This is a genomic window from Neopusillimonas aromaticivorans (assembly GCF_030344915.1).
GTDB lineage: Bacteria > Pseudomonadota > Gammaproteobacteria > Burkholderiales > Burkholderiaceae_B > Neopusillimonas > Neopusillimonas aromaticivorans.
This window is the reverse complement of sequence record NZ_CP128233.1, coordinates 2828661-2852240: the sequence shown is the minus strand read 5'-3', so window position 1 is coordinate 2852240 and position 23580 is coordinate 2828661. Positions and strand designations below refer to the sequence as shown.

General features: G+C 58.3%; 12 protein-coding genes and 9 pseudogenes. 7 read left to right on the top strand and 14 right to left on the bottom strand.

Annotation, left to right across the window (positions count from 1 at the left end):
* Positions 1 to 4: 4 nt before the first annotated feature.
* A pseudogene (gene parC, locus N7E01_RS15730) lies at positions 5 to 2308 on the bottom strand (DNA topoisomerase IV subunit A).
* Between the two features lie 77 nt (positions 2309 to 2385).
* Positions 2386 to 4347: pseudogene (locus N7E01_RS15725) on the bottom strand (DNA topoisomerase IV subunit B).
* Positions 4348 to 4498: 151 nt separating this feature from the next.
* On the opposite strand from N7E01_RS15725, the pseudogene trxA reads away from it, so the two are divergent.
* From trxA to gdhA, 3 genes and pseudogenes are all read left to right on the top strand, one after another.
* Positions 4499 to 4824: pseudogene (trxA, locus tag N7E01_RS15720) on the top strand (thioredoxin TrxA).
* An 80-nt stretch (positions 4825 to 4904) separates the two neighbouring features.
* Positions 4905 to 6161, top strand: a complete 1257-nt coding sequence (rho, locus tag N7E01_RS15715) for a transcription termination factor Rho (protein WP_289173552.1) — start codon at positions 4905 to 4907, stop codon at positions 6159 to 6161.
* Between the two features lie 197 nt (positions 6162 to 6358).
* Positions 6359 to 7699 carry an NADP-specific glutamate dehydrogenase gene (gene gdhA, locus N7E01_RS15710; protein WP_289173551.1) on the top strand — a complete coding sequence of 447 codons (1341 nt, stop codon included), beginning with the start codon at positions 6359 to 6361 and terminating at the stop codon, positions 7697 to 7699.
* A gap of 77 nt (positions 7700 to 7776) precedes the next feature.
* Here gdhA and N7E01_RS15705 read toward each other — a convergent pair whose 3' ends face one another.
* The 5 genes and pseudogenes from N7E01_RS15705 to N7E01_RS15675 form a co-directional block, all read right to left on the bottom strand.
* The gene (locus tag N7E01_RS15705; protein WP_289173550.1) at positions 7777 to 8112 is read right to left on the bottom strand and encodes a YhdP family protein; all 336 of its coding nucleotides are present in this window, start codon (positions 8110 to 8112) and stop codon (positions 7777 to 7779) included.
* A gap of 14 nt (positions 8113 to 8126) precedes the next feature.
* Positions 8127 to 9455: pseudogene (locus N7E01_RS15690) on the bottom strand (YhdP family protein).
* Positions 9412 to 9939, bottom strand: coding sequence for a YhdP family protein (locus tag N7E01_RS15685; protein ID WP_289173546.1), 528 nt, complete (start codon positions 9937 to 9939; stop codon positions 9412 to 9414). The pseudogene N7E01_RS15690 and the gene N7E01_RS15685 overlap by 44 nt, the downstream one beginning before the upstream one ends.
* A 17-nt stretch (positions 9940 to 9956) precedes the next feature.
* On the bottom strand, positions 9957 to 10400 hold the full coding sequence (locus N7E01_RS15680; protein ID WP_289175834.1) for a YhdP family protein: 444 nt from the start codon (positions 10398 to 10400) through the stop codon (positions 9957 to 9959).
* Positions 10393 to 11466: a YhdP family protein gene (locus tag N7E01_RS15675; protein WP_289173545.1), complete on the bottom strand. Its 1074-nt coding sequence runs from the start codon at positions 11464 to 11466 to the stop codon at positions 10393 to 10395. The genes N7E01_RS15680 and N7E01_RS15675 overlap by 8 nt, the downstream gene beginning before the upstream one ends.
* 96 nt (positions 11467 to 11562) lie before the next feature.
* On the opposite strand from N7E01_RS15675, the pseudogene glnE reads away from it, so the two are divergent.
* Together glnE and N7E01_RS15665 are read left to right on the top strand one after the other, a co-directional pair.
* Positions 11563 to 14366 (top strand): annotated as a pseudogene (gene glnE / locus N7E01_RS15670) (bifunctional [glutamate--ammonia ligase]-adenylyl-L-tyrosine phosphorylase/[glutamate--ammonia-ligase] adenylyltransferase).
* Positions 14367 to 14533: 167 nt separating this feature from the next.
* Positions 14534 to 15208: an epoxyqueuosine reductase QueH gene (locus N7E01_RS15665; protein WP_289175833.1), complete on the top strand. Its 675-nt coding sequence runs from the start codon at positions 14534 to 14536 to the stop codon at positions 15206 to 15208.
* A 98-nt stretch (positions 15209 to 15306) separates the two neighbouring features.
* Here the strand turns inward: N7E01_RS15665 and clpB are convergent.
* Positions 15307 to 17906 (bottom strand): annotated as a pseudogene (gene clpB, locus N7E01_RS15660) (ATP-dependent chaperone ClpB).
* Positions 17907 to 17989: 83 nt separating this feature from the next.
* On the opposite strand from clpB, the pseudogene N7E01_RS15655 reads away from it, so the two are divergent.
* Positions 17990 to 18897, top strand: a pseudogene (locus N7E01_RS15655) (LysR family transcriptional regulator).
* 201 nt (positions 18898 to 19098) lie between these two features.
* Positions 19099 to 19776 carry a helix-turn-helix domain-containing protein gene (locus tag N7E01_RS15650; RefSeq protein ID WP_289173544.1) on the top strand — a complete coding sequence of 226 codons (678 nt, stop codon included), beginning with the start codon at positions 19099 to 19101 and terminating at the stop codon, positions 19774 to 19776.
* A 7-nt stretch (positions 19777 to 19783) separates the two neighbouring features.
* Here N7E01_RS15650 and N7E01_RS15645 read toward each other — a convergent pair whose 3' ends face one another.
* From N7E01_RS15645 to ccoO, 6 genes and pseudogenes are all read right to left on the bottom strand, one after another.
* The gene (locus tag N7E01_RS15645; RefSeq protein ID WP_289173543.1) at positions 19784 to 20032 is read right to left on the bottom strand and encodes a hypothetical protein; all 249 of its coding nucleotides are present in this window, start codon (positions 20030 to 20032) and stop codon (positions 19784 to 19786) included.
* Positions 20029 to 20295 carry a FixH family protein gene (locus N7E01_RS15640; RefSeq protein ID WP_434089526.1) on the bottom strand — a complete coding sequence of 89 codons (267 nt, stop codon included), beginning with the start codon at positions 20293 to 20295 and terminating at the stop codon, positions 20029 to 20031. The genes N7E01_RS15645 and N7E01_RS15640 overlap by 4 nt, the downstream gene beginning before the upstream one ends.
* 33 nt (positions 20296 to 20328) lie before the next feature.
* Positions 20329 to 21835 (bottom strand): annotated as a pseudogene (ccoG, locus tag N7E01_RS15635) (cytochrome c oxidase accessory protein CcoG).
* Positions 21836 to 21847: 12 nt separating this feature from the next.
* Entirely contained in the window at positions 21848 to 22750 is a 903-nt protein-coding gene (gene ccoP, locus N7E01_RS15630; protein ID WP_289173541.1) for a cytochrome-c oxidase, cbb3-type subunit III, read from the bottom strand.
* Positions 22743 to 22949 (bottom strand): cbb3-type cytochrome oxidase subunit 3, encoded by a 207-nt coding sequence (locus N7E01_RS15625; protein ID WP_289173540.1) that lies wholly within the window; start codon positions 22947 to 22949, stop codon positions 22743 to 22745. Before N7E01_RS15625 ends, ccoP begins: the two co-directional genes overlap by 8 nt.
* Positions 22933 to 23558, bottom strand: a pseudogene (ccoO, locus tag N7E01_RS15620) (cytochrome-c oxidase, cbb3-type subunit II). Before ccoO ends, N7E01_RS15625 begins: the two are co-directional and overlap by 17 nt.
* Positions 23559 to 23580: the final 22 nt, after the last annotated feature.

Genomic DNA, 23580 nt, shown 5'->3' with positions numbered 1-23580 from the left:
CATTTTAAGCCGCAGCGAACACAGGTTGTTTGATTTTCGTATCGAAAACCTTGCCTTTGCGGGCCCGTTTACCGATATATTCAGCCAATGCCTCGCCTTCAAGCACCAGCGTGGTCGCCTTGTTACGGTAAATTCCTGAAACCTCCAGGCCTGCCGGGCCAATGGCCACCCACTGTGCCAGACGATCATCGTCGTCCAGTGCCATCAAGACAGTACCGCGTCCTCCCCTGCCAACCGTTTGAACTCGGCCAGGTCAACCACCAGCAAGCGCCCGTTCGTACTGAACATCGCCAGATGACTGCTTTCGGGCGCCAGGGCCAGTGGCTTGAGCAAGGTATCACCGTCTTCCAGCGATACAAACTGCTTGCCGGCACGCTGGCGGGTACTCAGGTCTTTGAGTGTGGAAATGAACCCATAGCCGGACGGTGTCGCAATGAAATAGCGTTGAGACTCGGCGCCAGCGACCATATGCACCACCCGGCTGCCCTGCTCAAGGTCGATCATGCTGGTTACGGGCTGCCCGTCACCACGCGCCGACGGCAAACTGGCCACCGGCACGGTGTATACCCGCCCGGTCGACGAAAAGACGATGATATTTTCGGTGCTGCGGCACTCGATCGCATCGTACAGTGAATCGCCGGTTTTAAAGCTGAACTGGGTCGCATCGTGGCCATGGCCCTGGCGCGCGCGCAACCAGCCCTTTTGCGACACGATGACCGTGACCGGTTCGTCAACCACTTTGGTTTCCAGCACGGCACGCTCTGCCGTTTCAATCAGCGTACGGCGGTCATCGCCATACTGTTTGGCGTCAGTCTCGATTTCACGAATGATCAGGCGCTTGAGCGACGACGGGTTGGCCAGCAGTTCATGCAGTTTGGCCTGTTCCTCTTTTTGCTCGGCCAGTTCTTTCTCGATCTTGAAACCTTCCAGACGCGCCAATTGGCGCAAGCGCATTTCCAGAATGTCTTCGGCCTGACGCTCGCTGAGCGAAAAACGGTCCATCAGAGCCTGGCGGGGCTCATCCGATTCGCGGATGGTCTGAATGACTTCGTCGACATTCAGATAAACCACCATGCGCCCTTCCAGGACATGGATGCGGTCAGTCACTTTATCGAGCCGGTACTGGGTACGCCGTGTGACCGTTTGCGTACGGAAACCCAGCCACTCGACCAGCACATCGCGCAGGGGACGTTGCCCCGGCCGACCGTCGGTGCCAATACAGACCAGATTGACCGACACCCCGCCTTCCAGGCTGGTTTGCGCCAACAAGGTGTTGACGAATTCATCACGATCGATGCGACTGCTTTTAGGCTCGAACACCAGGCGTACCGCCGCCTGCTTGCCGGATTCGTCACGAACCGCATCCAGCAAGCCCAGCATCAGGGCCTTGGTTTGCTGCTGCTCGTTGGTCAGGGTTTTTTACCCGTCTTGACCTTGGGATTGGTGCGGTCTTCGATTTCTTCAAGAATTTTTTGAGAGGACGTACCCGGCGGCAGCTCGGTAACCACCAGTTGCCACTGACCACGCGCCATTTCTTCGAACTCCCAACGCGCACGCGCCTTGAGGAGCCTCTGCCGCTGCGATAGATGGCCGCAATGTCTTCGGGTGGTGAAATGATGTGACCGCCACCGGCAAAGTCAGGCCCGGGAACCAGCGCCATTAACTCGTCGTCGTCAAGTTTGGGGTTGCGCAGCAAGGCCACGCAGGCCTGGGCAATTTCGCGCAGGTTGTGCGACGGGATTTCGGTGGCCATGCCTACCGCAATGCCCGACGCGCCGTTCAGCAACATGACGGGCAAGCGCGCCGGCAACAGCACCGGCTCTTTCTGGCTGCCATCATAGTTGGGCGCGAAATCAACCGTACCCTCGCCCAATTCATCGAGCAAGACCTTGGAAAACGGCGTCAGGCGCGCTTCGGTGTAACGCATGGCGGCCGCGTTATCACCGTCACGCGAACCAAAATTGCCCTGCCCGTCTACCAGCGGATAACGCAAGGAAAAATCTTGCGCCATACGCACCATGGCGTCATAGGCGGCCTGATCACCGTGCGGGTGATACTTGCCCAGCACATCGCCCACCACACGGGCCGACTTGACCGGCTTGGCACTGGGCCCCAGCCCCATGGCGTCCATCGCATACAGAATGCGACGCTGCACCGGTTTCTGGCCATCGGCAACTTCGGGCAGGGCCCGCCCCCGCACCACCGAGACGGCGTAATCAAGGTACGCCTGCTCGGCGTAGAGACCCAGCGTCAGGTGCTCGTTATCGTCGTTGCTGTCAAACAGCCCGGGTTGAATCGTGTCCATCAAATCAATAGTCCTGCGTGTTTAATTGTTTGAGCCTCAACATGGCCCGGCAGACGCGCGTTTCAGGCCGTGGGCGCGCCTTACACATCGACATCGGCCAGATTGCCTTTTTCTTCAAGCCACGCGCGACGCTGGGCCGACTCACCCTTGCCCATCAGCATGTCAAACATGTCAATGGTGCCGGCTACCCCCAGTTCGCCACAGCTGACAACCGTCAGGCGACGCGTATCGGGGTTCATCGTGGTCTCCCACAACTGCTCTGCGCTCATTTCACCCAGACCCTTGAAGCGGCTGATGCTCCAGGAGCCTTCACGCACGCCTTCGGTACGCAGTTTGTCTTGCACGGCCTCAAGCTCGCCCTGATCAAGGCAATACAGCTTGCGCGCCGGACGCTTGCCCAGCGCCGGCACATCGACCCGGAACAAGGGCGGGCGGGCAATGTACACATGACCGGCTTCGACCAGGCGCGGAAAATGCCTGAAAAACAGCGTGAGCAGCAGCACCTGGATGTGCGAGCCGTCCACATCGGCATCCGACAAAATACAGATGCGACCGTAACGCAGGCCCGACAGGTCAACCGTATCTTCGGGGCCATGCGGATCGACACCGATGGCCACCGAAATATCGTGAATTTCATTGTTGGCAAACAGACGGTCGCGATCGACCTCCCAGGAATTGAGCACCTTGCCACGCAACGGCAAAATCGCCTGGAACGCCTTGTCACGACCCATTTTGGCAGAACCGCCGGCTGAATCGCCTTCGACCAGAAACAGCTCGGTACGGGCGGTATCGGACGACTCGCAATCGGTCAGTTTGCCGGGCAGCACGGCCACCCCTGAACTTTTGCGCTTTTCGACTTTCTGCGCCGAGCGCGCACGTGCCTGGGCCTGACGAATAGCGCTTTCAGCCAGTTTTTTGCCCGCCTCAACATTGGCGTGCAGTACAAGCTCAAGCGCATTCTTGACGAAATTGCCGACCAGACGTACGGCATCACGACTGTTCAGACGCTCTTTGATTTGCCCCTGAAACTGCGGATCAAGCACTTTGGCGGAAAGCACGAAACTGGCCCGCGCAAACACGTCTTCGGGCAACAGCCGCACCCCTTTCGGAATGAGGTTATGCAGTTCGGCAAACGATTTGACGGCATTGAACAAACCGTCGCGCAGGCCGGCTTCGTGGGTGCCCCCGGCCGGGGTAGGGATGAGGTTCACGTACGATTCACGCACGACATTGCCCTCGGTCGTCCAGACCACCGCCCAATGAGCGCCCTCGCCCTCAGAGAAACTGTCGTCGTCGGCACCGGCGTACTGGCGCCCCTCGAACAACGGAACGATGCGCTCGGCCTCGCCCAACGCCTCATCGAGGTAGCCGCGCAAACCATCGGCGTATTGCCACTCACGCCTTTCACCGGTCTTTTCAACCAGCAGCGTAACTTTGATGCCACTGAGCAACACCGCTTTGCTGCGCAAGGAATGGACCAGTTCGGCCATGGGAATGGTGGCTGAATCAAAGTATTTGGCGTCGGGCCAGACCCGCACCCGCGTACCGGTTTTTTCTTCGCCACCGGCTGCACAGGCTGCAGCGGTTCGGCAACGTCGCCGTGCTGGAATACCAATCGGTGCATCATGGCATCGCGCATGACCTCGACGTCAAGCCGTGACGACAAGGCATTGGTTACCGACACCCCGACACCGTGCAAGCCACCGGAAAACGCATAGGCACCGCCCGCTTTCTTGTCGAACTTCCCCCGGCATGCAGTCGGGTAAAGACAATTTCGACCACGGGCACCTGCTCTTCCGGGTGCAACCCCACGGGAATGCCGCGCCCGTCATCTTCCACGGAAACACTGCCGTCGATATGCAACGTGACATTGATTTGTGTGCCATAACCCGCAAGCGCCTCATCGGCCGCGTTATCAATGACCTCTTGCAGAATATGCAGCGGGTTTTCAGTGCGTGTATACATGCCCGGGCGCTGGCGCACGGGCTCAAGCCCTTCAGAACCCGGATGGATGCTTCGTCGTAATGCGGTGTTGTAGCCAAATCTGCCCCAAAAATCAGGTGGACGAAAAAACAGTATTTTGCCTGACTTCAGCCGAACCTGTCGTTCGACCTCAGTTAACCCTATAGTCAGGAAAAGCCGCTGGATGTTATGCTTTACAAAGAATTTTCATCAAACATTTTTTCCAATACCATGAGCGAACTCATCAAAAACGTAACCGACGCCAGCTTCGACACCGATGTCCTGAATGCCGGCGGCCCTGTACTGGTCGACTATTGGGCCGCCTGGTGCGGCCCCTGCAAAATGATCGCCCCCTGCTCGACGACGCTGCGAAACAGTACGAAGGCCGTGTTACTATTGCGAAGCTGAACGTTGACGAAAACCCCGACACCGCTGCCAAATTTGGCGTGCGTGGCATTCCAACCCTCATGCTGTTCAAAGACGGCAAAGCGGTTGCCACCAAAGTCGGCGCGCTCACCAAATCACAACTGGGCAACTTCCTCGACGAGGCTGTTTGATCCCCTAAACCACCGTTTTAACTTGCGCGCAGGCCTGTCCAGGCCTGCCACGACCTGCTCAATTTCCCTTCTCTCCCCTCATGCATCTCACAGAACTCAAAGCGCTGCACGTTTCGCAGCTGCTCGAAATGGCCGCCAGTCTGGACATCGACAACGCAAGCCGCCTGCGCAAACAGGAAATCATGTTTGCCATCATGAAGCGTCGCGCCAAACAGGGCGAACAGATCTTCGGCGACGGCGTGCTCGAAGTGCTGCCCGACGGCTTCGGCTTTTTGCGTTCTCCTGAAACGTCTTATCTGGCCAGCACCGACGACATCTACATCTCGCCGTCGCAAATCCGCCGTTTCAACCTGCATACGGGTGACTCCATCGAAGGTGAGGTCCGTGTCCCCAAAGACGGCGAGCGCTATTTTGCGCTGGTCAAGGTCGACAAGGTCAACGGCATGCAGCCCGAGGCCATCAAACACCGCATCATGTTCGAGAACCTGACCCCGTTGCACCCCAACCAGGTCATGACGCTCGAACGCGATATCAAAAGCGAAGAAAACATCACCGGTCGCATCATGGATATCTTTGCCCCCATCGGCAAAGGCCAGCGCGCCCTTATCGTGGCCAGCCCCAAGTCGGGTAAAACGGTCATCATGCAGCACATTGCGCATTCCATCACCACCAACTACCCCGACGCTGTCGTCATCGTACTTCTGGTCGACGAACGCCCTGAAGAGGTGACTGAAATGCAACGCACGGTGCGAGGTGAAGTGGTGGCCTCGACCTTCGACGAGCCCGCTACACGCCACGTGCAAGTGGCTGAAATGGTCATTGAAAAAGCCAAGCGCCTGGTTGAACTGAAAAAAGACGTCGTCATCTTGCTTGACTCGATCACCCGTCTGGCGCGTGCCTACAACACTGTGGTGCCTTCGTCGGGCAAAGTATTGACCGGCGGTGTCGATGCCAACGCCCTGCAACGTCCGAAACGCTTCTTCGGTGCGGCACGCAATCTCGAGGAAGGCGGCTCGCTGACCATCATCGGTACGGCCCTGATCGAAACCGGCAGCCGCATGGACGAAGTGATTTACGAAGAATTCAAAGGTACCGGCAACTCCGAGGTTCACCTCGAACGCCGTCTGGCCGAAAAACGCGTCTACCCGGCCATCAACCTGAACAAATCCGGCACCCGCCGCGAAGAGCTCCTGATCAAGCCCGACCTGCTCCAGAAAATCTGGGTACTGCGTAAATTCATTCACGACATGGATGAGGTCGCCGCGATGGAATTCATCCTGGACAAAATCCGCGCCACAAAGAACAACGCAGAGTTCTTTGACATGATGAAAAAATAAATTTCATGCCCCTGAGCCTCTCAACCGAGAGGCTCAGTGCATCTTGACGATGACTGTTTCGCCAGGCGGCATCCACGGGCTGAAACCAGCCAAAAAACAATAACAGTCAAAAGAAATTACGTTTCTTTCTCTCGTTATCAATCACAAGGGTAACCCTCCGGGGTGTCCTGCGTGAGCAACTTAAGAAAAACAGCCAAATGAAACTACCCAGTCTCAACCAGTTCCTGGAACAGGTCCAGGCGCGTGACCCCAACCAGCCTGAGTTCATGCAGGCCGTCAAAGAGGTCATGAATTCGCTCTGGCCGTTCATCGAACAGAACCCGCGGTATGCCGAACAGGGCCTGCTGTACCGTCTGGTCGAACCCGAACGCGTCATTCAGTTCCGTGTCTCTTGGGTCGACGACAAGGGCCAGGTTCAAACCAACCGTGCCTTCCGTATCCAGCACAACGCGGCCATCGGCCCCTTCAAGGGCGGGATGCGTTTTCACCCATCGGTCAACCTGTCCATCCTCAAGTTCCTGGCGTTCGAACAGACCTTCAAGAACGCGCTTACGACCCTGCCTATGGGCGGCGGCAAAGGGGGTTCGGATTTTGACCCCAAAGGCAAGTCTGACGGCGAAGTCATGCGCTTCTGCCAGGCACTCATCATCGAACTGTATCGCCATCTGGGCCCCGACACCGACGTCCCTGCCGGCGATATCGGCGTGGGTGCACGTGAAGTCGGTTTCATGGCCGGCATGATGAAAAAACTGTCAAACTCGTCAGCCAGTGTATTCACCGGCAAAGGTCTGACCTTTGGCGGCAGCCTGATTCGTCCGGAAGCGACCGGTTACGGTACCGTTTACTTCGCGGAAGAAATGCTCAAACACGTGGGTCAGTCACTTGACGGCTTGACAGTTTCAGTCTCAGGCTCGGGTAACGTTGCCCAGTATGCCATTGAAAAATGCATGCAGATCGGTGCCAAAGTCGTTACGGTTTCTGACTCGAATGGTTGTGTTGTTGACCCGGCCGGCTTCACGCCCGAAAAGCTTGAACTGCTCATGGACATCAAGAACAACCGCCGCGAGCGCCTGTCGACATACGCCAAAGAAGCCGGTGTCACCTACGAAGAAGGCAAACGCCCCTGGCACGTGCCTGTTGACGTTGCCATGCCCTGCGCAACCCAGAACGAACTTGAACTCGATGATGCCAGGACACTGATCAAAAATGGTGTTCGCTGCATTTCGGAAGGCGCCAACATGCCTTCTACCATCGAAGCCGCCGATGCGTTCATCGAAGCCGGCGTATTGTACGCACCGGGCAAAGCCAGCAACGCCGGCGGTGTCGCCGTATCAGGCCTTGAAATGAGCCAGAACGCCGCACGTTTGTCATGGACCCGTGACGAAGTCGATCACAAGCTCCATGCAATCATGCGCGATATCCACGAGAACTGCGTACGCTACGGTCAGCGTGCCAGCGGTGTCAACTATGTTGACGGCGCAAATATTGCCGGTTTCGTCAAGGTAGCCGACGCCATGCTGCAGCAAGGTGTTTACTAACCGGAGTCCGACATCGTGAACCGCAAGATAGGGTTGGCCCGCGCTTAGCCATGTGCAGCGAGGGCCAACCCCTTCTTTTATGGCGTCGTGGTACCTTCCCGGCCCTGGGCGTTGTTCTCGGCCGACTTCGTTTGGGCAGCCACCTCGGTCAGCTTGGGATCATCCAGCTTGCCGGTGACCTGATAGCTCAACGTCATGGCGCGCGACAAGGGTGCCTTGAGCAGCCACTGCGTCAAAAATGCCCCCACCCCGACAATCGGGTTGATCACCATGCCGGCCAGGGCGGCACCACTCATGTCGAGATTGGGCGCCACCGTCGCCGTCAAACCCAGCGTTTCATCGACCAGATTGACGTTACCCCCTAACGTAATGCGCCCGACCGGGCCATCCACGTTGAAATTTTTCGTGCTCATGATGCCACGCTCGATCAGCAGGCTTCCCCCAGTGCGTCAAAGGGATAACCTTCGCGGAACATCCCTTCCGGGCTCAGGTCGAATGACAAAATGCGTTGTATTGACTGAAATGACAACAGTTCCAGCACTTTGGCAGAACGCGAATTGACTGAACTGAAACGGCCTTTCTTCAGATCCACATCCAGTTTTCCGCTGATGTCCGACCGTTCAAACTGCCACGGCATATTGCCCCAGCGCAACTGACCACCAATACTGCCCGCCCCCTGACACCGCATCTTTATGCCCAAGACGGGTCAGCAAGCCACCCAGATCGATCACCTTCACCTGGGCATCCAGCGTCAGCCCCTTGAGCCCCCATCCAGTTGCCATAACCCCGTTCCTGCCAACCGGGCTGACTCATTGAGCAGCGACAGGTTTTCCAGCTGCCACGCCTTGCCTTCGGCCACGTTGATACCGGTTACCGACAACTCACCCAATGCGCGTCCGTACAAGGTAAATTGGCGCACATCCAGCTTCAGTGCCGGAATATCAAAATCGTCAAAGCGAGAGGTTGTATCTGACGCCGACGTGGAAGTATCCGTGGCGGGTGCAGCATCATCGTCCTGCGCACTGCCCAGCGCCAAACGCTCAAAACGACCTTCAATGAATTCAGGCTGATTGGGGCGGGCCTCGTTCCAGCGCAACACACCAGCTGTCTGTAACGAATTGATATCAATACGCCACTGCCCCGGGACCTGCTGACTGGCGCTCAGGGTAGCCTGATCGAGTGCCAGCCCATAGATACTAAAGGCATCCGACTGGACACGGAGCTGACGCATCGAGGGCAGCAACGGCAACTTTGCAGACGTGCGCGTGCCAGACTTCGGGCGGTTATTACCCGCACCTGCCGCCAACGGCTCTTCGAACTCATCGACAATCGCCAGCCAGGCATCCGCATCCACCGCCGGATAACGGGCATCAATCGACAGCCCGCGCGCCGGTACCAGTGGCGTTTGACGTACACCAATGGCCACCGCATCGAACCAGGCCTGACTGGCAGGTTCCGGACGACGCGCCAGACGTACGCGCACATCAGCCCCAAGGCTCACATCGAGCCGTGCCGTCAGTGCATCGTTTCCGGGAACCCAGTCAGCACGCAACGGCAGTACCTCCCGTTCGGTCTTGCCGACCGGCATCGGAAAATCGGCACCCAAGCCGGCCAGGTCGGACTGCAGCGACATGACATAGCGACGGGTCGGCAAGCGTTGTACCGTCGCCGTGTAATCGGTACGCCCCGCCAGACGGCGCATGCCCTTGAGATCAACAAACTCGGCCAGCGCCTGGCCGGTCAGACGACCCTGCAATGACAACCCCGGACGACCTCTGCCGATGCCACCTTTCAGCGCCAGCGGCCCCCAGAAAAGAGGCCGTCAACGTCCGGGTATCCAGGCCGGTGTCCGAAAAACTCAAATGCCCACGTACATTCGACAACCTGGGCACGTCCGGATCGATCACCACAGCCCCGCCATCAAAATGGATTTCACCCTGTACCGTTGTCGCATCGGTATCCATCAAGGGCACACGCAATTTCAGGGGAACTGTCCACTCGCCATCCGCTGAAGACTGTGCCAGAGCATGGTCGAGCAGACCACCCAGCGGCGATGAACGTGCCAGGCCGAGATAGGCTTCAGCCTGCCCTTTTGAATCCCCCTGCACGGTCAGGATGGCCTCGGTTTCGATATTCGGGATATGTGCCTTGACCGAGGTGAGAATAATGGGGCGCCCGGGTTCGGGCATAACCGTGGCCTGATCGGCAAAAAGACGCAAATCCACCTTATCCAACGCCACAACCCCCGCAGCAGCCGTCAGACGGGGCCAATTTGTTCACCCGCCGCCACTGGCGGCGCATAATCAATGTCCGTACCCTCAAACCGGCCCGCGATGCGGAACGTCCCCTTGTCCGGCTGCTCACCAAAGGGAAAGTGATCAAGCTCACCCGTGAGCACGACACTGGCATTACGCAACTGACCCTCTGGCAAGCCACGGGCCAGCCATTCGCGCGCATCGGCATCGACTGTAACCGGCAGGTGCGAACCGATCTGGCCAAGCGTTGCCCGGCGCATCAGCCCTTGAAAGTCGGCCCGACCACTGGTTCCCGGTTCGGCCTGCCACTGGCCTTGCATGACCAGATCGAGCGCCGCGCTGATGACCTGGGCCTGCTGAACCTTCAGCACAAGCCGGTCTTGAGCATCACGATACGTCGATGCATCGAGTTCAAGGTGATCCAACCCCAGCGGAGCCTCAAACACCTCCGGCAAGACCAGGCTCGCCTGACTGGAACGCAATCGCCATTGAACAGCCTCTTCGGGGAAACCGGTACGGGTCTTTGCTGGGGTGTGCCCAGCGCTTCGAAAACCGCCTTGAAGGCAGGCCAGCTGCCGGACGCATCAACCGAAAAATCCTCGACCTGCGCCCGGGATGACTGCGCGGCACCAAACTGGAACACCCCTGATTGATCACGGTACGGGACGTGACAACCGGTGCACGCCCTGCACCAAAATCAACCCACCACTGGCCCGCCATTTTGCCTTTGACCAGAAGCTGGGGAAAATCAACCCAGGGCGACCAGGCCCTGGGCTGGACATCGTCCATCGACAGATAAAGCAACCCCGACCAGGCATCCGGATCGGTCAGTTCGAGCGAAGTATCGACATAGGCAAGCTGTGCCGCAAGATCAAGCGTGCCCGCCAGTGCGGCGGGGGCCTTGAGCTGAAGACTGGCGCGGTAGCCCTGTGCATCCCGAACAAACTGTATGTCGATATCATCGAGCACCAGCGCCGGGGCGTCCCGCATCTCGTCGCGCCAGCGCAAACCGGCGTCTTCAATGACAATGTGATCCTGTTCCAGCAGCCAGGCCGCCAGCGGATGACGTGACGTTGCCGCTGTCTGCGTATCAGCCCCCGTTTCCAGAGGCTGACCCATCAGCCAGATTTTGCCCTGGGCGTCACGCCGTACATCCAGTTCGAGCCCTTGCGCCTGCAATGTAGTGAAGCGAATTTCGCCCCGCATCAGACTGGACCACGCCAGCTGGGCAGCAACACGGGGCAAACTGAATACGGGCTGGCCTGCCGGATTCTTGACGACGATATCAGACAGATCGAACGAGGGGTTAAGACCCTTCCAGTTTGCACTGACCTGTCCGAGCGTCACCTGACTGCCCAAGGCACCCGAAAGCTTCTGTTCAATCAATGGACGCCAATGGTCAATCGTAGGCAGCACCCAGTAACGCCCGACGAGAATGAGGGCGGCGAGCGCAAAATACAGAACCAGTGCCACACGACCTGGCCAAAGAAGAAGGGTTGGGATCTGACGCACGAAAGACTTTGTAGTTACCTGAACCGATGGTTTTGCTGTATCTTTTGCAGTCTTATACCCGAATTTTGCGTCACCGTCTCGAGCCCTTGCCCTCTCATGTCCCATAACGCTTCCATGGCCCCCGCCCTGCGCTGGTCCGGCGCCTTGCGCCGCAAAGCCGGTGCCCACCCCGAGTTCATCGCCTGGCTCGAACAGGCCGCACAGACACCACTCGACAATGCCCGTATCCATCACTGGTTTGGCGAGCTGTCCCAGAGCAGCCCTGATGTCGATACCCCCCTGTTGCCGTCGATACCTTACGACGTGCGCTACGCCTGACGCGTGAGCGCGTGTTCTACACCTTGATGGTGCGCGACCTGAACGGGTTGGCCCCGTTGCCCGAAGTCGTCGGTGCCATGAGCTGTTTTGCAGACCTTGCCGTCGGTCAGGCCTATCGCACGGTCGCGACCGACCTGGCGGGAACCCATGGCGTCCCGCTTGATCCGGCCACCGGCCAGCCTCAAGAAATGATCATCATCGGCATGGGAAAACTCGGCGGACGCGAACTGAATGTGTCCTCTGATATCGACCTCATCATGCTGTACGGCGAAGAAGGTGAAACCGACGGTCGCCGACGCCTGAGCTACCACGAATTCTACGGGCGGGTCACCCGCAACATGATGCCGGTTCTGTCCGAGCCCGACGCCAACGGGCAGGTTTTTCGAACTGACCTGCGGCTGCGTCCTGATGGTGACGCCGGCCCCTGGCCTGGAGCCTGGATGCCCTTGAAAACTACCTGGTCACCCAGGGCCGTGAATGGGAGCGCTATGCCTGGCTTAAAGGTCGCGTTATTCCAGCCAGTGCATTTACCGGCAGCCACACGGCTACCCAGCTTGCCCAGCTTGAATCATTGCGCCGACCGTTCGTCTACCGGAAATACTTTGATTTTGACGCGTTGGCCGCCCTGCGGGCTTTGCGCGAACGGATTCGCGAAGACTGGAACCGGCGCGCCACCCAACGCAGTGGCATCGACGCCACCCACAACATCAAACTAGGTGACGGTGGCATCCGGGAAATCGAATTTGTGGTGCAACTGAATCAGCTGATTCGGGGTGGGCGCATACCTTCGCTGCAAAAACGCAACCTGTTGAGCGCCTTGAACCAGCAAGTCAGCACCGGTGTCATTGACGAAACCCTGGCACGTCAACTTGAGTCGGCCTATGTATTTTTGCGTCGCACCGAGCACTTGCTGCAGTACCGCGAAGACGAACAAACCCATTTACTGCCCCACCAACCCGAATTGCGCGCTGATCTGGCCACCGCCATGGGGCTGTCGCCTGCGGCATTCGAAGAAACACTTGCTGCCCACCGGGCCTTTGTGAACGGCGCCTTCCGCAACGCGTTCCGACTGGCCGGAATGGGCGACGACACTGACGCCCCCGCGCCAGACACTCCCGACACGGGGCCGTCATCGACGCCATCGGTCGCCACCACAGACAACCTGGCCGCTCACATCGAAAGACACTTCGGTGCACCCAACGACACCCTCATGCAACGGATCGACAGCTTGCTGCAAAGCCATCGTGTCCGCAGTTTACCCACCACCAGCCGGCGCCGGCTCAAGGCACTGCTGCCCTGCATTATTGAAACCGCAGCAAAAACCGCTAACCCTGGACAGACCGCCGTGCGCCTGTTCGACCTCATTGAGCAAATCGCTCAGCGCAGCCCCTACATGGCCCTGCTGGCCGAATACCCTGAAATTCTGGCGCGCGTGGCACGCATTGTCGGTGCCAGCCCCTGGGCCGCCCAGTATTTGCGGCAATACCCGCTACTGCTCGACAGCCTCATCGAATGGCAGTCACTCATGGCACCACCAGACTTTACTGGCCTGGCACGCCAGATGCACAGCGAGCTGAACGCCTGCCTGTTACCATCCGGCCAACCCGATGTCGAACAACAGATGAACCTGATGCGCGATACCCAGCGTCAGATCAGTTTCCAGCTGCTGGCGCAGGATCTGGGAGGCGTCCTTACCGTAGAGGCGCTGGCCGATCAGTTGTCAGCACTTGCCGATATGCTGCTGGCTGAAACCATCCAGCGCGTCTGGCCCCTGGTCCAACCCAAGGGGCAGCCACTCGAGAACCTGTCACCGCCCCGCTTTGCCGCAATTGCCTATGGTCGCCTGGGGGCAAGGAAATCGGCTACGCCTCTGACCTTGACCTGGTCTTCGTGTACGACGATACGCGTGACGACGCTGCAGAAATTTACGCAAAACTGGGGCGTCGCATGGCCTCGTGGCTGTCAACCATGACGTCTTCGGGGCGGCTGTATGAAATTGACCTGCGTCTGCGCCCCGATGGTGATGCCGGTGTGCTGGCCGTTTCCCTGGACGCCTTCGAACAGTATCAGCTCACCCACGCCTGGCCTTGGGAGCACCAGGCCCTGACCCGTGCACGTTTTGCCGCAGGCGACAACGCGGTGGGCGAACGCTTCGAAACCATCCGTAAAAAATCTTGCTGTTGCCACGCGACCCGGCCCAGCTGCGCGATGAGGTCACCACGATGCGCGACAAGATCGCGGCAGGCCACCCCAACAAAACCGACCTGTTTGATCTGAAACACGATAAGGGCGGCATGGTCGACATCGAATTCATCACGCAATACCTGGTGTTATCGCAGGCGCGTAACCACACCGAACTGGTCGACAACCTGGGTAACATCGCCCTGCTCGGGCTGGCGGCCAAAGCCGGCCTGATTCCCGCTGGGCTGGCGAACCAGGTGGCCGATGCCTATCGGGAGTTTCGCAAGGCCCAGCATGCGCTGCGCCTGCAAGGCCAAGACATCGCCCGCGTGGCCTCCGACCAGTTTCTGGCTGAACGTGAAGCGGTTGTTGCGCTTTGGCAGGCCGTTCTGAACGGTTAAGCTCAGGCTCCCCGGTATACCGCACACACATGCCGGGGGACACTGACACGCCCAACGGGCTGCGACACTTTAGAATGTTGCGCCTGAAGGCTAAAATAGCCGGTTGAATACGTGTCGACCCCATACCCCGGGGCGGCGCCGGCACACCACGAGGCAAGACCATGACCATGAACAAGCCCATTACCACCGACATCCAGCGCCCGAAACTCGAACTGCCCGACGCACGCAAGAAAGTGCTGTTGCACTCGTGCTGTGCGCCCTGCTCGGGCGAAGTCATGGAAGCCATGACCGCTTCCGGCATCGACTACACCATTTACTTCTACAACCCCAACATTCACCCCGACCGCGAATACGAAATCCGCAAGAACGAGAACATTCGCTTTGCCGAAGAGCACAACATCCCGTTCATTGATGCCGACTACGATCGCGACAACTGGTTTGAACGGGTTCGCGGGCTGGAAAACGAACCCGAACGTGGCGCTCGCTGCACCGAATGCTTCGACATGCGCTTCGAACGCACCGCACTGTACGCGCACGAAAACGGTTTTGACACCATTACCAGTTCCCTGGGCATTTCACGCTGGAAAGACATGAACCAGATCAACGGCTGCGGCGAGCGCGCCGCAGCGCGCTACCCTGACCTGGTTTACTGGACCTACAACTGGCGCAAAGGTGGCGGCTCAGCGCGCATGATCGAAATCAGCAAGCGCGAAAACTTCTACCAGCAAGAATACTGCGGCTGCATCTATTCCCTGCGCGACACCAACCGCCACCGCCGTGCCCAAGGCCGTGACCCTGTTGAAATCGGGGTCAAATTCTACGGGCAGGAAGAAACGCTCTGATCAACAGCTGGTAAAAAAAGCGGCATTACCCAACAAAAGGTAGTGCCGCTTTTTATCAGAGCAGGCCCCGACCTAAAACCGGCGCCTGAGTGACAGGTTTACTGCAGCGTACGTTCAAAAACGAACTGGTCGCCCTGCCAATCAACCGGAATGACATCTTTCGGGCCAAACTTGCCCTCAAGCACCAACCGGGCCAACGGGTTTTCCAGGTGCTGCTGAATGGCCCGCTTGAGCGGACGGGCGCCGAAGACCGGATCAAACCCTGCCAGGGCTAACTGGGCCAGCGCGGCATCGGACACCTCGAGACTCATTTCCTGCTGGGCCAGACGCTGCTGCAAACGCTGAATCTGGATCTTGGCAATCGACTCGATATGGCGGGCCTCAAGGCCATGGAATACCACGACTTCGTCGATACGATTCAGAAATTCAGGCCGGAACGACGTTTTCAGTTCTTCCCAGACCACTTCCTTGATGACCTCGTAAGGCTGCCCCGTCATGCTCTGGATGTGCTGCGACCCCAGATTGGATGTCATGACCACCACCGTATTGCGGAAGTCCACCGTACGACCCTGACCATCGGTCAGGCGACCGTCATCCAGCACTTGCAACAATACGTTGAACACGTCAGGGTGGGCCTTTTCGACCTCGTCGAGCAAGATCACGCTGTACGGCTTGCGACGTACGGCCTCGGTCAGATAGCCGCCCTCTTCGTAACCCACATACCCGGGAGGCGCGCCAATCAGGCGGGCAACCGAGTGCTTTTCCATGAACTCGCTCATGTCGATACGGATCAGGTGCTCTTCCGAATCAAACAGGAAGTCGGCCAGGGCCTTGGTCAGTTCGGTTTTACCCACGCCGGTGGGGCCCAGAAACAGGAATGAACCATACGGACGGTCGGGGTCAGACAACCCGGCCCGCGAACGACGAATGGCATCGGCCACCAGGCTGACGGCCTCGTCCTGCCCCACCACACGACGGTGCAAATGGTCTTCCATGCCCAGCAGCTTGGCGCGTTCGCCCTGCATCATCTTGGATACGGGGATGCCAGTGGCGCGTGCCACCACCTCGGCGATTTCCTCGGCACCCACCTGCGTGCGCAGCAGACGCGGCTTGTCGGTTTGCGCCGGCTGGTCACCATCACCGCTGGCCTCGGCCGCCTTGAGACGTGCTTCCAGTTCGGGCAATTTGCCGTACTGCAGCTCGGCCAGCTTGTCGAACTGCCCCTTGCGTTGCAACTCGGCCATCTCCGCACGGGTACGCTCGATTTCCTCTTTGACCGACTGGGAACCCTGGACTGCCGCCTTTTCAGCCTTCCAGATTTCTTCGTAGTCGTTGTACTCGCGCTGCAGCTTTTCAAGCTCATCTTCAATGGCCTTGAGGCGGCGCAACGAACCTTCATCCGTTTCTTTCTTGACGGCCTCGCGTTCGATCTTGAGCTGGATGATGCGACGATCGAGCTTGTCCATGACCTCGGGCTTGGAGTCGATTTCCATGCGGATACGTGCTGCGGCCTCATCGATCAGATCAATCGCCTTGTCGGGCAGGAAGCGGTCAGTGATGTAACGGTGCGACAACTCGGCGGCAGCGACGATGGCCGGGTCAGTAATCGCAACACCGTGGTGCAGTTCATAGCGTTCCTGCAGGCCGCGCAAAATCGCAATGGTTGACTCAACGTCGGGCTCGTCAACCAGCACTTTCTGGAATCGGCGTTCGAGGGCCGCATCTTTTTCAATGTACTTGCGGTATTCGTCAAGCGTGGTGGCACCGATGCAGTGCAGCTCGCCCCGCGACAGGGCCGGCTTGAGCATATTGCCCGCATCCATGGCACCTTCGGCCTTGCCCGCACCCACCATGGTGTGAATCTCGTCAATGAAGACGATGATTCCACCCTGGTCTTGAGACAGCTCTTTAAGCACCGCCTTCAGACGCTCTTCGAACTCGCCGCGGTATTTGGCGCCCGCCAGCAAAGCGGCCAGATCGAGCGACAGCACGCGCTTGCCCTTCAGAGTTTCCGGTACTTCGTTATTGATGATCCGCTGCGCCAGACCTTCGACAATAGCGGTCTTGCCCACACCCGGTTCGCCGATAAGCACAGGGTTGTTCTTGGTGCGGCGCTGCAGAATCTGGATAGCGCGACGGATTTCATCGTCACGGCCAATCACCGGGTCAAGTTTGCCCTGACGCGCACGCTCGGTCAGGTCGGTGGTGTATTTTTCAGCGCTTCACGATTGGACTCACCCTCGGCATCAGATACCGTAGCCCCACCGCGCACGGCCTCGATCGCAGCCTCAAGCGGCTTGCGTTGCAAACCGGCCTCGCGCAGCAAACGCCCGGCTTCGCCCTTGTCGTCGGCAAGGGCCAGCAAAAACAGTTCACTGGCAACGTACGTGTCGCCACGATTGGCGGCTTCTTTGTCGGTACGCGCCAGCGCCGACTGCAAGTCGCGCCCGACCTGCACATTGCCGCCGGCCCCGCGCACCTGAGGCAATGCCTTGATGGCCGTATTCAGGCTGGCAGTCAGCTTGTTGGTGGCCACCCCGGCGCGCGCGAGCAAGCTGCCCGTACCGCTATCGGTATCGGCCAGCAGCGCCGCCAGCACATGCACGGGCTCGATGTATTGGTTATCGTTCTGGACAGCCAGGCTTTGCGCATCAGCAATCGCCTGCTGGAATTTTGTGGTCAGTTTGTCAAATCGCATGGTCGTCTTTTCGTGATCAGTTCAAGGGCTGCTGCCCGGATAGTGATTAAATAAGGCCTGCAGAAACAATTTCAAGATGTGAAATGGACAAATTCAAACAGCTGGAAAGCTTTGTGGCGGTAGCCGCCATGGGCAGCCTGTCGGCTGCAGCCCGTGTTGAAGGCATCGCCCCCACCATGATGAGCCGCCGCATTGACGCCCTTGAAGAACGGCTGGGCGTAAAACTGCTGATGCGCTCGACGCGCAAACTGTCGCTGACAACCGAAGGCGCCATGTTTCTGGAAGAAGCCCAGCGCATCTTGCGTGACCTTGGCGAAGCCGAAGCCCAGGTTGCGCAAGGCGCAAGCCGCCCCGGCGGGCCGCTGCGCATCAGTGCGCCAGCCGGCTTTGGCCGACGCCACATTGCCCCATTGCTGCCGGCGTTCCTGGAACGCTACCCCGACATTACCATCACCCTTGACCTGAGTGACCGGCTGGTTGACCTGATTGAGGAACGTTACGATTGTGCCATCCGGATCGGGGATCTGGACAATTCCCAATATATCGGTATCCGTCTGGCCGATAACCGCCGCGTTATCGTGGCTTCGCCCGACTACCTGAAACGTTATGGTCGCCCGAACACCCCTGACGACCTGGCCAGCCACAACTGCCTGTCGTTCGGCACGCAAGGCAACCAGTCGCGCGGCTGGCTGCTGCGCCAGGACGGTCATGTGAAAGCCTGTCGTGTGAAAGGCACAATGAGTAGCACAGACGGCTCGGTGTTGCTGGCCTGGGCGCTGGCCGGTTGCGGGCTGGCATGGCGGTCGTTGTGGGAAGTCAGGCAAGACCTGGTGGCCGGTCGTCTGGTGAGCGTGCTGGACGACTACGTGGCCCCGCCCAACGGAATATTTGCCCTGATGCCAGAACGACGTCATATCCCCCCAGATTGCAGGTATTTACCGACATGCTAAAACAAACCTACGCCCAGGCCAACTACTGGGACAACAACTGAAACCGGCTTGATTACCAGCGCCGGACCGTCGTAGTATTGACGCATTAACCATGTACAATGCTTTGGCTGCTGCGCTGATAGCTTATAACGTTATAACCAGTAGTCATAAAGCATTTCACCTGGTGCCACCGATATGGCCCAACCCTTTGGTATGCAGAAAAAATACAGCTAGCGCCTGATACCCATCGTTGTTCTACCTGCATGCTCAATGGCCTGTGCTTGCCCGTCGGCATGACGGCCGTCGATATCCATCGTTTCCAGGAAGCCGTGCAAGAACGCATCCGGGTTCGCAAGGGCGAAGCCCTGTTTCATGCCGGCGACGCAGCCAGTGCCATTTACGGTATTCGGGTCGGGTCGATCAAGACCCAGCTTGAGGATGCCGGCGGGCAGGTTCAGGTAACCGGCTTCTTGCTGCCGGGCGAAATTGTAGGGCTTGACGGTTTTCTGGAAGGCACCCACCTGTCGCATGCCATCGCCCTTGAAGACACCGAAGTCTGTGTAGCCCGTGTCGACGACATCGATAGAATCAGTTCTCATGTTCCCACCTTGCAAAATCAGTTGCGTCGGTTAACCAGCCAGGAAATCAAAAGGTCGCAACAGCTGGTCATGTCGCTAGGGGTACTGCGTTCGGAACAACGACTGGCCGCCTTTCTGGTGAACATGTCGCAACGCCTTTCAATGTTGGGCTATTCGTCCACCGAGTTTGTCTTGCGCATGAGCCGCGAAGAAATCGGCAGCTACCTGGGCCTTACCCTGGAAACCGTCAGCCGACTGTTTTCAAGGTTTGCCAAAGAGGGGCTGATCAAGATACACCAGCGTGAAGTCAAACTGCTTGACCTGATCGCCCTGCGCGAACTGGCCGGAAACGACTGCGGCTAAGCGCTGTCTACAATGCATCGTCAGGTTGCTTGCTCCAGGCTTCGGGTGGCGCCATAAACAACGTTAAGGCGCTGGATAGCGCGGTGGCCAGCCAGAAAATGAAAAACCCGGCCGTATAAACTACTTCACGGCTGAAGTGCAATGAGCCGAACACGACGATATCGTGCGGGTCAACCAACGCAAACACTATTGCACTGCCCACACCGGCCAATAGAAACGACGGCCATAGAATCCACATCAGGGCATGACGATTCATGGCTGTACCCCCGGTGTTGCATTCGTCGAAGCGGCTTGCGGGCCTGCAGCGGCTGGTGCCATTACCGACGGTTCGGAACCAAGACGTTTGACAACCAGCCCCTGGCGTACCCCGCCGTCGACAATGGCCTGACCACTGAAGTGCTTGACGGCCAGGCCAATGGTGATGGCACACCCCACGAGGGCAACAAACGGCCCGGCCATGATGATCCAGGGCCAGGGTTCTTTCCACCAGGGTTGGGTATCGGGATTCTGATTTGCCATGGTCATGATTGTTGTTACCTGCCGGATAGTTTATTACTGAGGCACAAAGAAACTGCTTTTCTCAATGACGTGTTCTTGCGTTCCGTCAATTTCAAGCCCGGAAACCGAGATTGAAATGTCGTACACCCCGGTTGAACCTGGTCAACAGGTACCCGCACCACAATCGGCACCATCCGGTTGGTGGAACCATCAACCCAAAGCTGATACACCTGCGGGTTCTCGGCCAAACCGACAGTCGCACCCGTCACACCGTCAACCGTGACCTGCAGGGTTACGGGCTTGTCGTTCGTATTCATGATCTGCAGGCGGTAAACGTTTTCGATAAGCCCCCGGAGATTTCACGGCCCAATGCACCACGATCGCGGATGACATCAACCTTGAGTGACTCGCGGGCCACGAGCGAATACATGAACCCGGCAAAAATCAGGACCAGCAGGCTGATGTAGAACAAAATACGCGGACGCAAGACGCGGCGTCGGGCCTGACCCTGTGTCAGACGTTCTTTGATGGCCGTACCCGAGGTATACCGGATGAGCCCGTGGGGATAATCCATTTTGTCCATGACCTGGTCACAGGCATCGACACAAGCCCCGCAACCGATACACATGTACTGCAACCCATTGCGGATATCGATGCCGGTAGGACAGACCTGCACACACAAACTGCAATCGACGCAGTCGCCCATACCCGCCTCTTTGTGGTCAACCTTGCGGGAACGACCGCCACGAGGTTCACCGCGCACGTTGTCATAGGTAACGACAAAGGTGTCGTTGTCGACCATCACGCTCTGAAAGCGCGCGTAGGGACACATGTACTTGCACACCGCTTCGCGCATGAACCCGGCATTGCCCCAGGTTGCGAAGGCGTAGAACAGCATCCAGAACCATTGCCACGGCCCCAGTGCAAACACCATCAAGTCGGCACCCAAATCGCGAATGGGCGCAAAATAACCGATAAAGGTAAAACCCGTCCAGAGTGCAATCAGCACCCACACGGCGTGCTTGACCGCCTTCAGGCGCAGCTTTCGAAAATTCCAGGGCTGTTCGTCAAGCCGTATACGGGCCAGACGATCGCCTTCGATCTTGCGCTCGACCCACATGAAAATTTCGGTGTACACCGTTTGCGGACAGGCATAACCACAAAAGAGACGACCGGCAATGGCGGTAAACAGAAACAGCGACAAGGCTGAAAGCACCAGCAGCACGGCCAGATACACCACATCTTGTGGCCACAGGACCATGCCGAAGATGTAAAACTTGCGGGCACCCAGGTCAAACAAAACGGCCTGACGATCGTTCCATTGCAACCAGGGCAACCCGTAAAAAACCAGCTGCGTGAACAGCACCATGATAAGACGCCAGCGCGCAAACAGCCCCGACACAGCACGCGGGTAGATTTTGCGCCGGACATCGGCCAAGGCCTTTTCGACCTGGGGCGACGCCCCTTTGCGGCGCGCCGTCTCTATTTTGGGCGGCTGCCAGGCGGGGACAGCCTCGTCCCCGGCAAGGGATTCGATAGAGACGACGGGTTTCTTATCCATGATGTAGCCGCATTAATTATTGGAAAAACCCCAGACATACGCCGCAAGCATGCGAATCTGCTCGGGCGTAAGCACAGTTTCCTGGGCCGGCATGCGATTGTTGTGACCATTCAGGATGGCACCCACAATGGCAGCAGAGGAACTGCTGTACAGCCAGATGTCATCGGTCAGGTTGGGAGCACCCAAAGCCTGGTTCCCCTTGCCGTCCACACCGTGACAAGCCACACAGAAGTTTTCAAACCCGCGCTTGCCCGGCACCACCTGCAACGGATCGGCTGCCAGGCCGGACAAGGACCGCACATATTGGGCAATGGCCGCAGCGTCGGCCGCACTGACCTGCGCCGCCATGGGCGGCATGATGCCGTGACGCCCTTTGGTGATGGACTGCATGATCTGCTCGGGGGAGCCACCGTACAACCAGTCTTTGTCGGTCAGGTTGGGAAAACTGGGTGAACCCTTGGCATCAGAACCATGGCACTGTGCACACGCATTCAGAAACAAACGCTGGCCAATTTCACGCGCCTGGGGGTCTTTGGCGACTTCGGGAATCGGCATCGCCTCGAAACGCGCGTAAACCGGGCGAATCTGCTCTGCCAGAGCCTCTTGCGACTGCTTGACCGATTCAGCAGTGGAATAGTTCAAGACACCCTTGAATGTACCCAACCCCGGATACAACACCAGGTAGCCGACAGCAAACACACACAGCAAAATGTAGAACACGGTCCACCAGCGCGGTACCGGGTTGTTCAGTTCGGTCAGGTCACCATCCCAGACATGACCCGTGTCTTCAGAGTTTTCAACCTCTTTGCCCAGGTAGCGGCGTTGCGTGAACAACAGCCACAGACAAAAAACAATGCCAAGAATGCTGATGGCAGCAATGAACGGGCCCCAAAAGCCACTGAAAAAATCACTCATGAGAACCCCCTGCAGATGAACGGGTTGACGGGCCATTGCCCTGCCCTTGCTTCTCTTCACCCTCGTCGGGCAACGCGAAAGGCAGCATGGCCGACTCTTTGTTGGCTTTGGCACGACCTTTGGAAAAGGCCCAGATCACGATACCGATGAAGGTAATCAGTGCCAACAGCGTAACGATTCCGTTAAGAATGCCTGTCATGATCAACGACTCCCTCGGCAACCGCCTTGGCAGCGGCCTCACGGCCGGCAACCCCCAGGCCTTGCAAGTACGCAACCATGGCATCTTCTTCGGTTTTGCCTTTGAGCCTGGCCGGTGCCTGTTCGATTTGCTCGTCGGTGTACGGCACACCCAGAACGCGCAGGGCACGCATACGGGCCTTGACATCGGTACCTTCAACCGAATTGCGCTGCAGCCAGGGTACGCCGGCATGTTGGATTCGGGAACCAGATCGCGCGGGTTGCGCAAATGCACCCGATGCCACTCGTCAGAGTAACGGCCGCCAACACGGGCCAGATCAGGACCGGTGCGCTTGGAGCCCCACAGGAAGGGGTAGTCGTACACGAATTCGCCGGCCAAAGAATAGGGGCCATAGCGCTGCACTTCAGATTGCAGCATGCGCACCTGCTGGGAGTGGCAGCCCACACAACCCTCACGGATGTAAAGATCACGCCCGACCAGTTGCAACGCGTCGTAGGGCTCTACACCTTCGGTAGGTGTCGTGGTGGAGTGCTGGAAGAACAACGGAACGATTTGAACCAGCCCCGCAAAACTGACCACCAGAATGCTGCAGATGATCAGCCAACCAATGTTGGTCTCAAGCGTGTCGTGA

Bases quoted from the DNA above. Each gene is read 5' to 3' on its own strand.
- rho (WP_289173552.1), top strand. From the start codon at position 4,905: ATGCATCTCACAGAACTCAAAGCGCTGCACGTTTCGCAGCTGCTCGAA.
- gdhA (WP_289173551.1), top strand. From the start codon at position 6,359: ATGAAACTACCCAGTCTCAACCAGTTCCTGGAACAGGTCCAGGCGCGT.
- N7E01_RS15705 (WP_289173550.1), bottom strand. From the start codon at position 8,112: ATGAGCACGAAAAATTTCAACGTGGATGGCCCGGTCGGGCGCATTACG.
- N7E01_RS15665 (WP_289175833.1), top strand. From the start codon at position 14,534: ATGAACAAGCCCATTACCACCGACATCCAGCGCCCGAAACTCGAACTG.
- N7E01_RS15650 (WP_289173544.1), top strand. From the start codon at position 19,099: ATGCTCAATGGCCTGTGCTTGCCCGTCGGCATGACGGCCGTCGATATC.
- N7E01_RS15645 (WP_289173543.1), bottom strand. From the start codon at position 20,032: ATGAATCGTCATGCCCTGATGTGGATTCTATGGCCGTCGTTTCTATTG.
- N7E01_RS15640 (WP_434089526.1), bottom strand. From the start codon at position 20,295: ATGGCAAATCAGAATCCCGATACCCAACCCTGGTGGAAAGAACCCTGG.
- ccoP (WP_289173541.1), bottom strand. From the start codon at position 22,750: ATGAGTGATTTTTTCAGTGGCTTTTGGGGCCCGTTCATTGCTGCCATC.
- N7E01_RS15625 (WP_289173540.1), bottom strand. From the start codon at position 22,949: ATGACAGGCATTCTTAACGGAATCGTTACGCTGTTGGCACTGATTACC.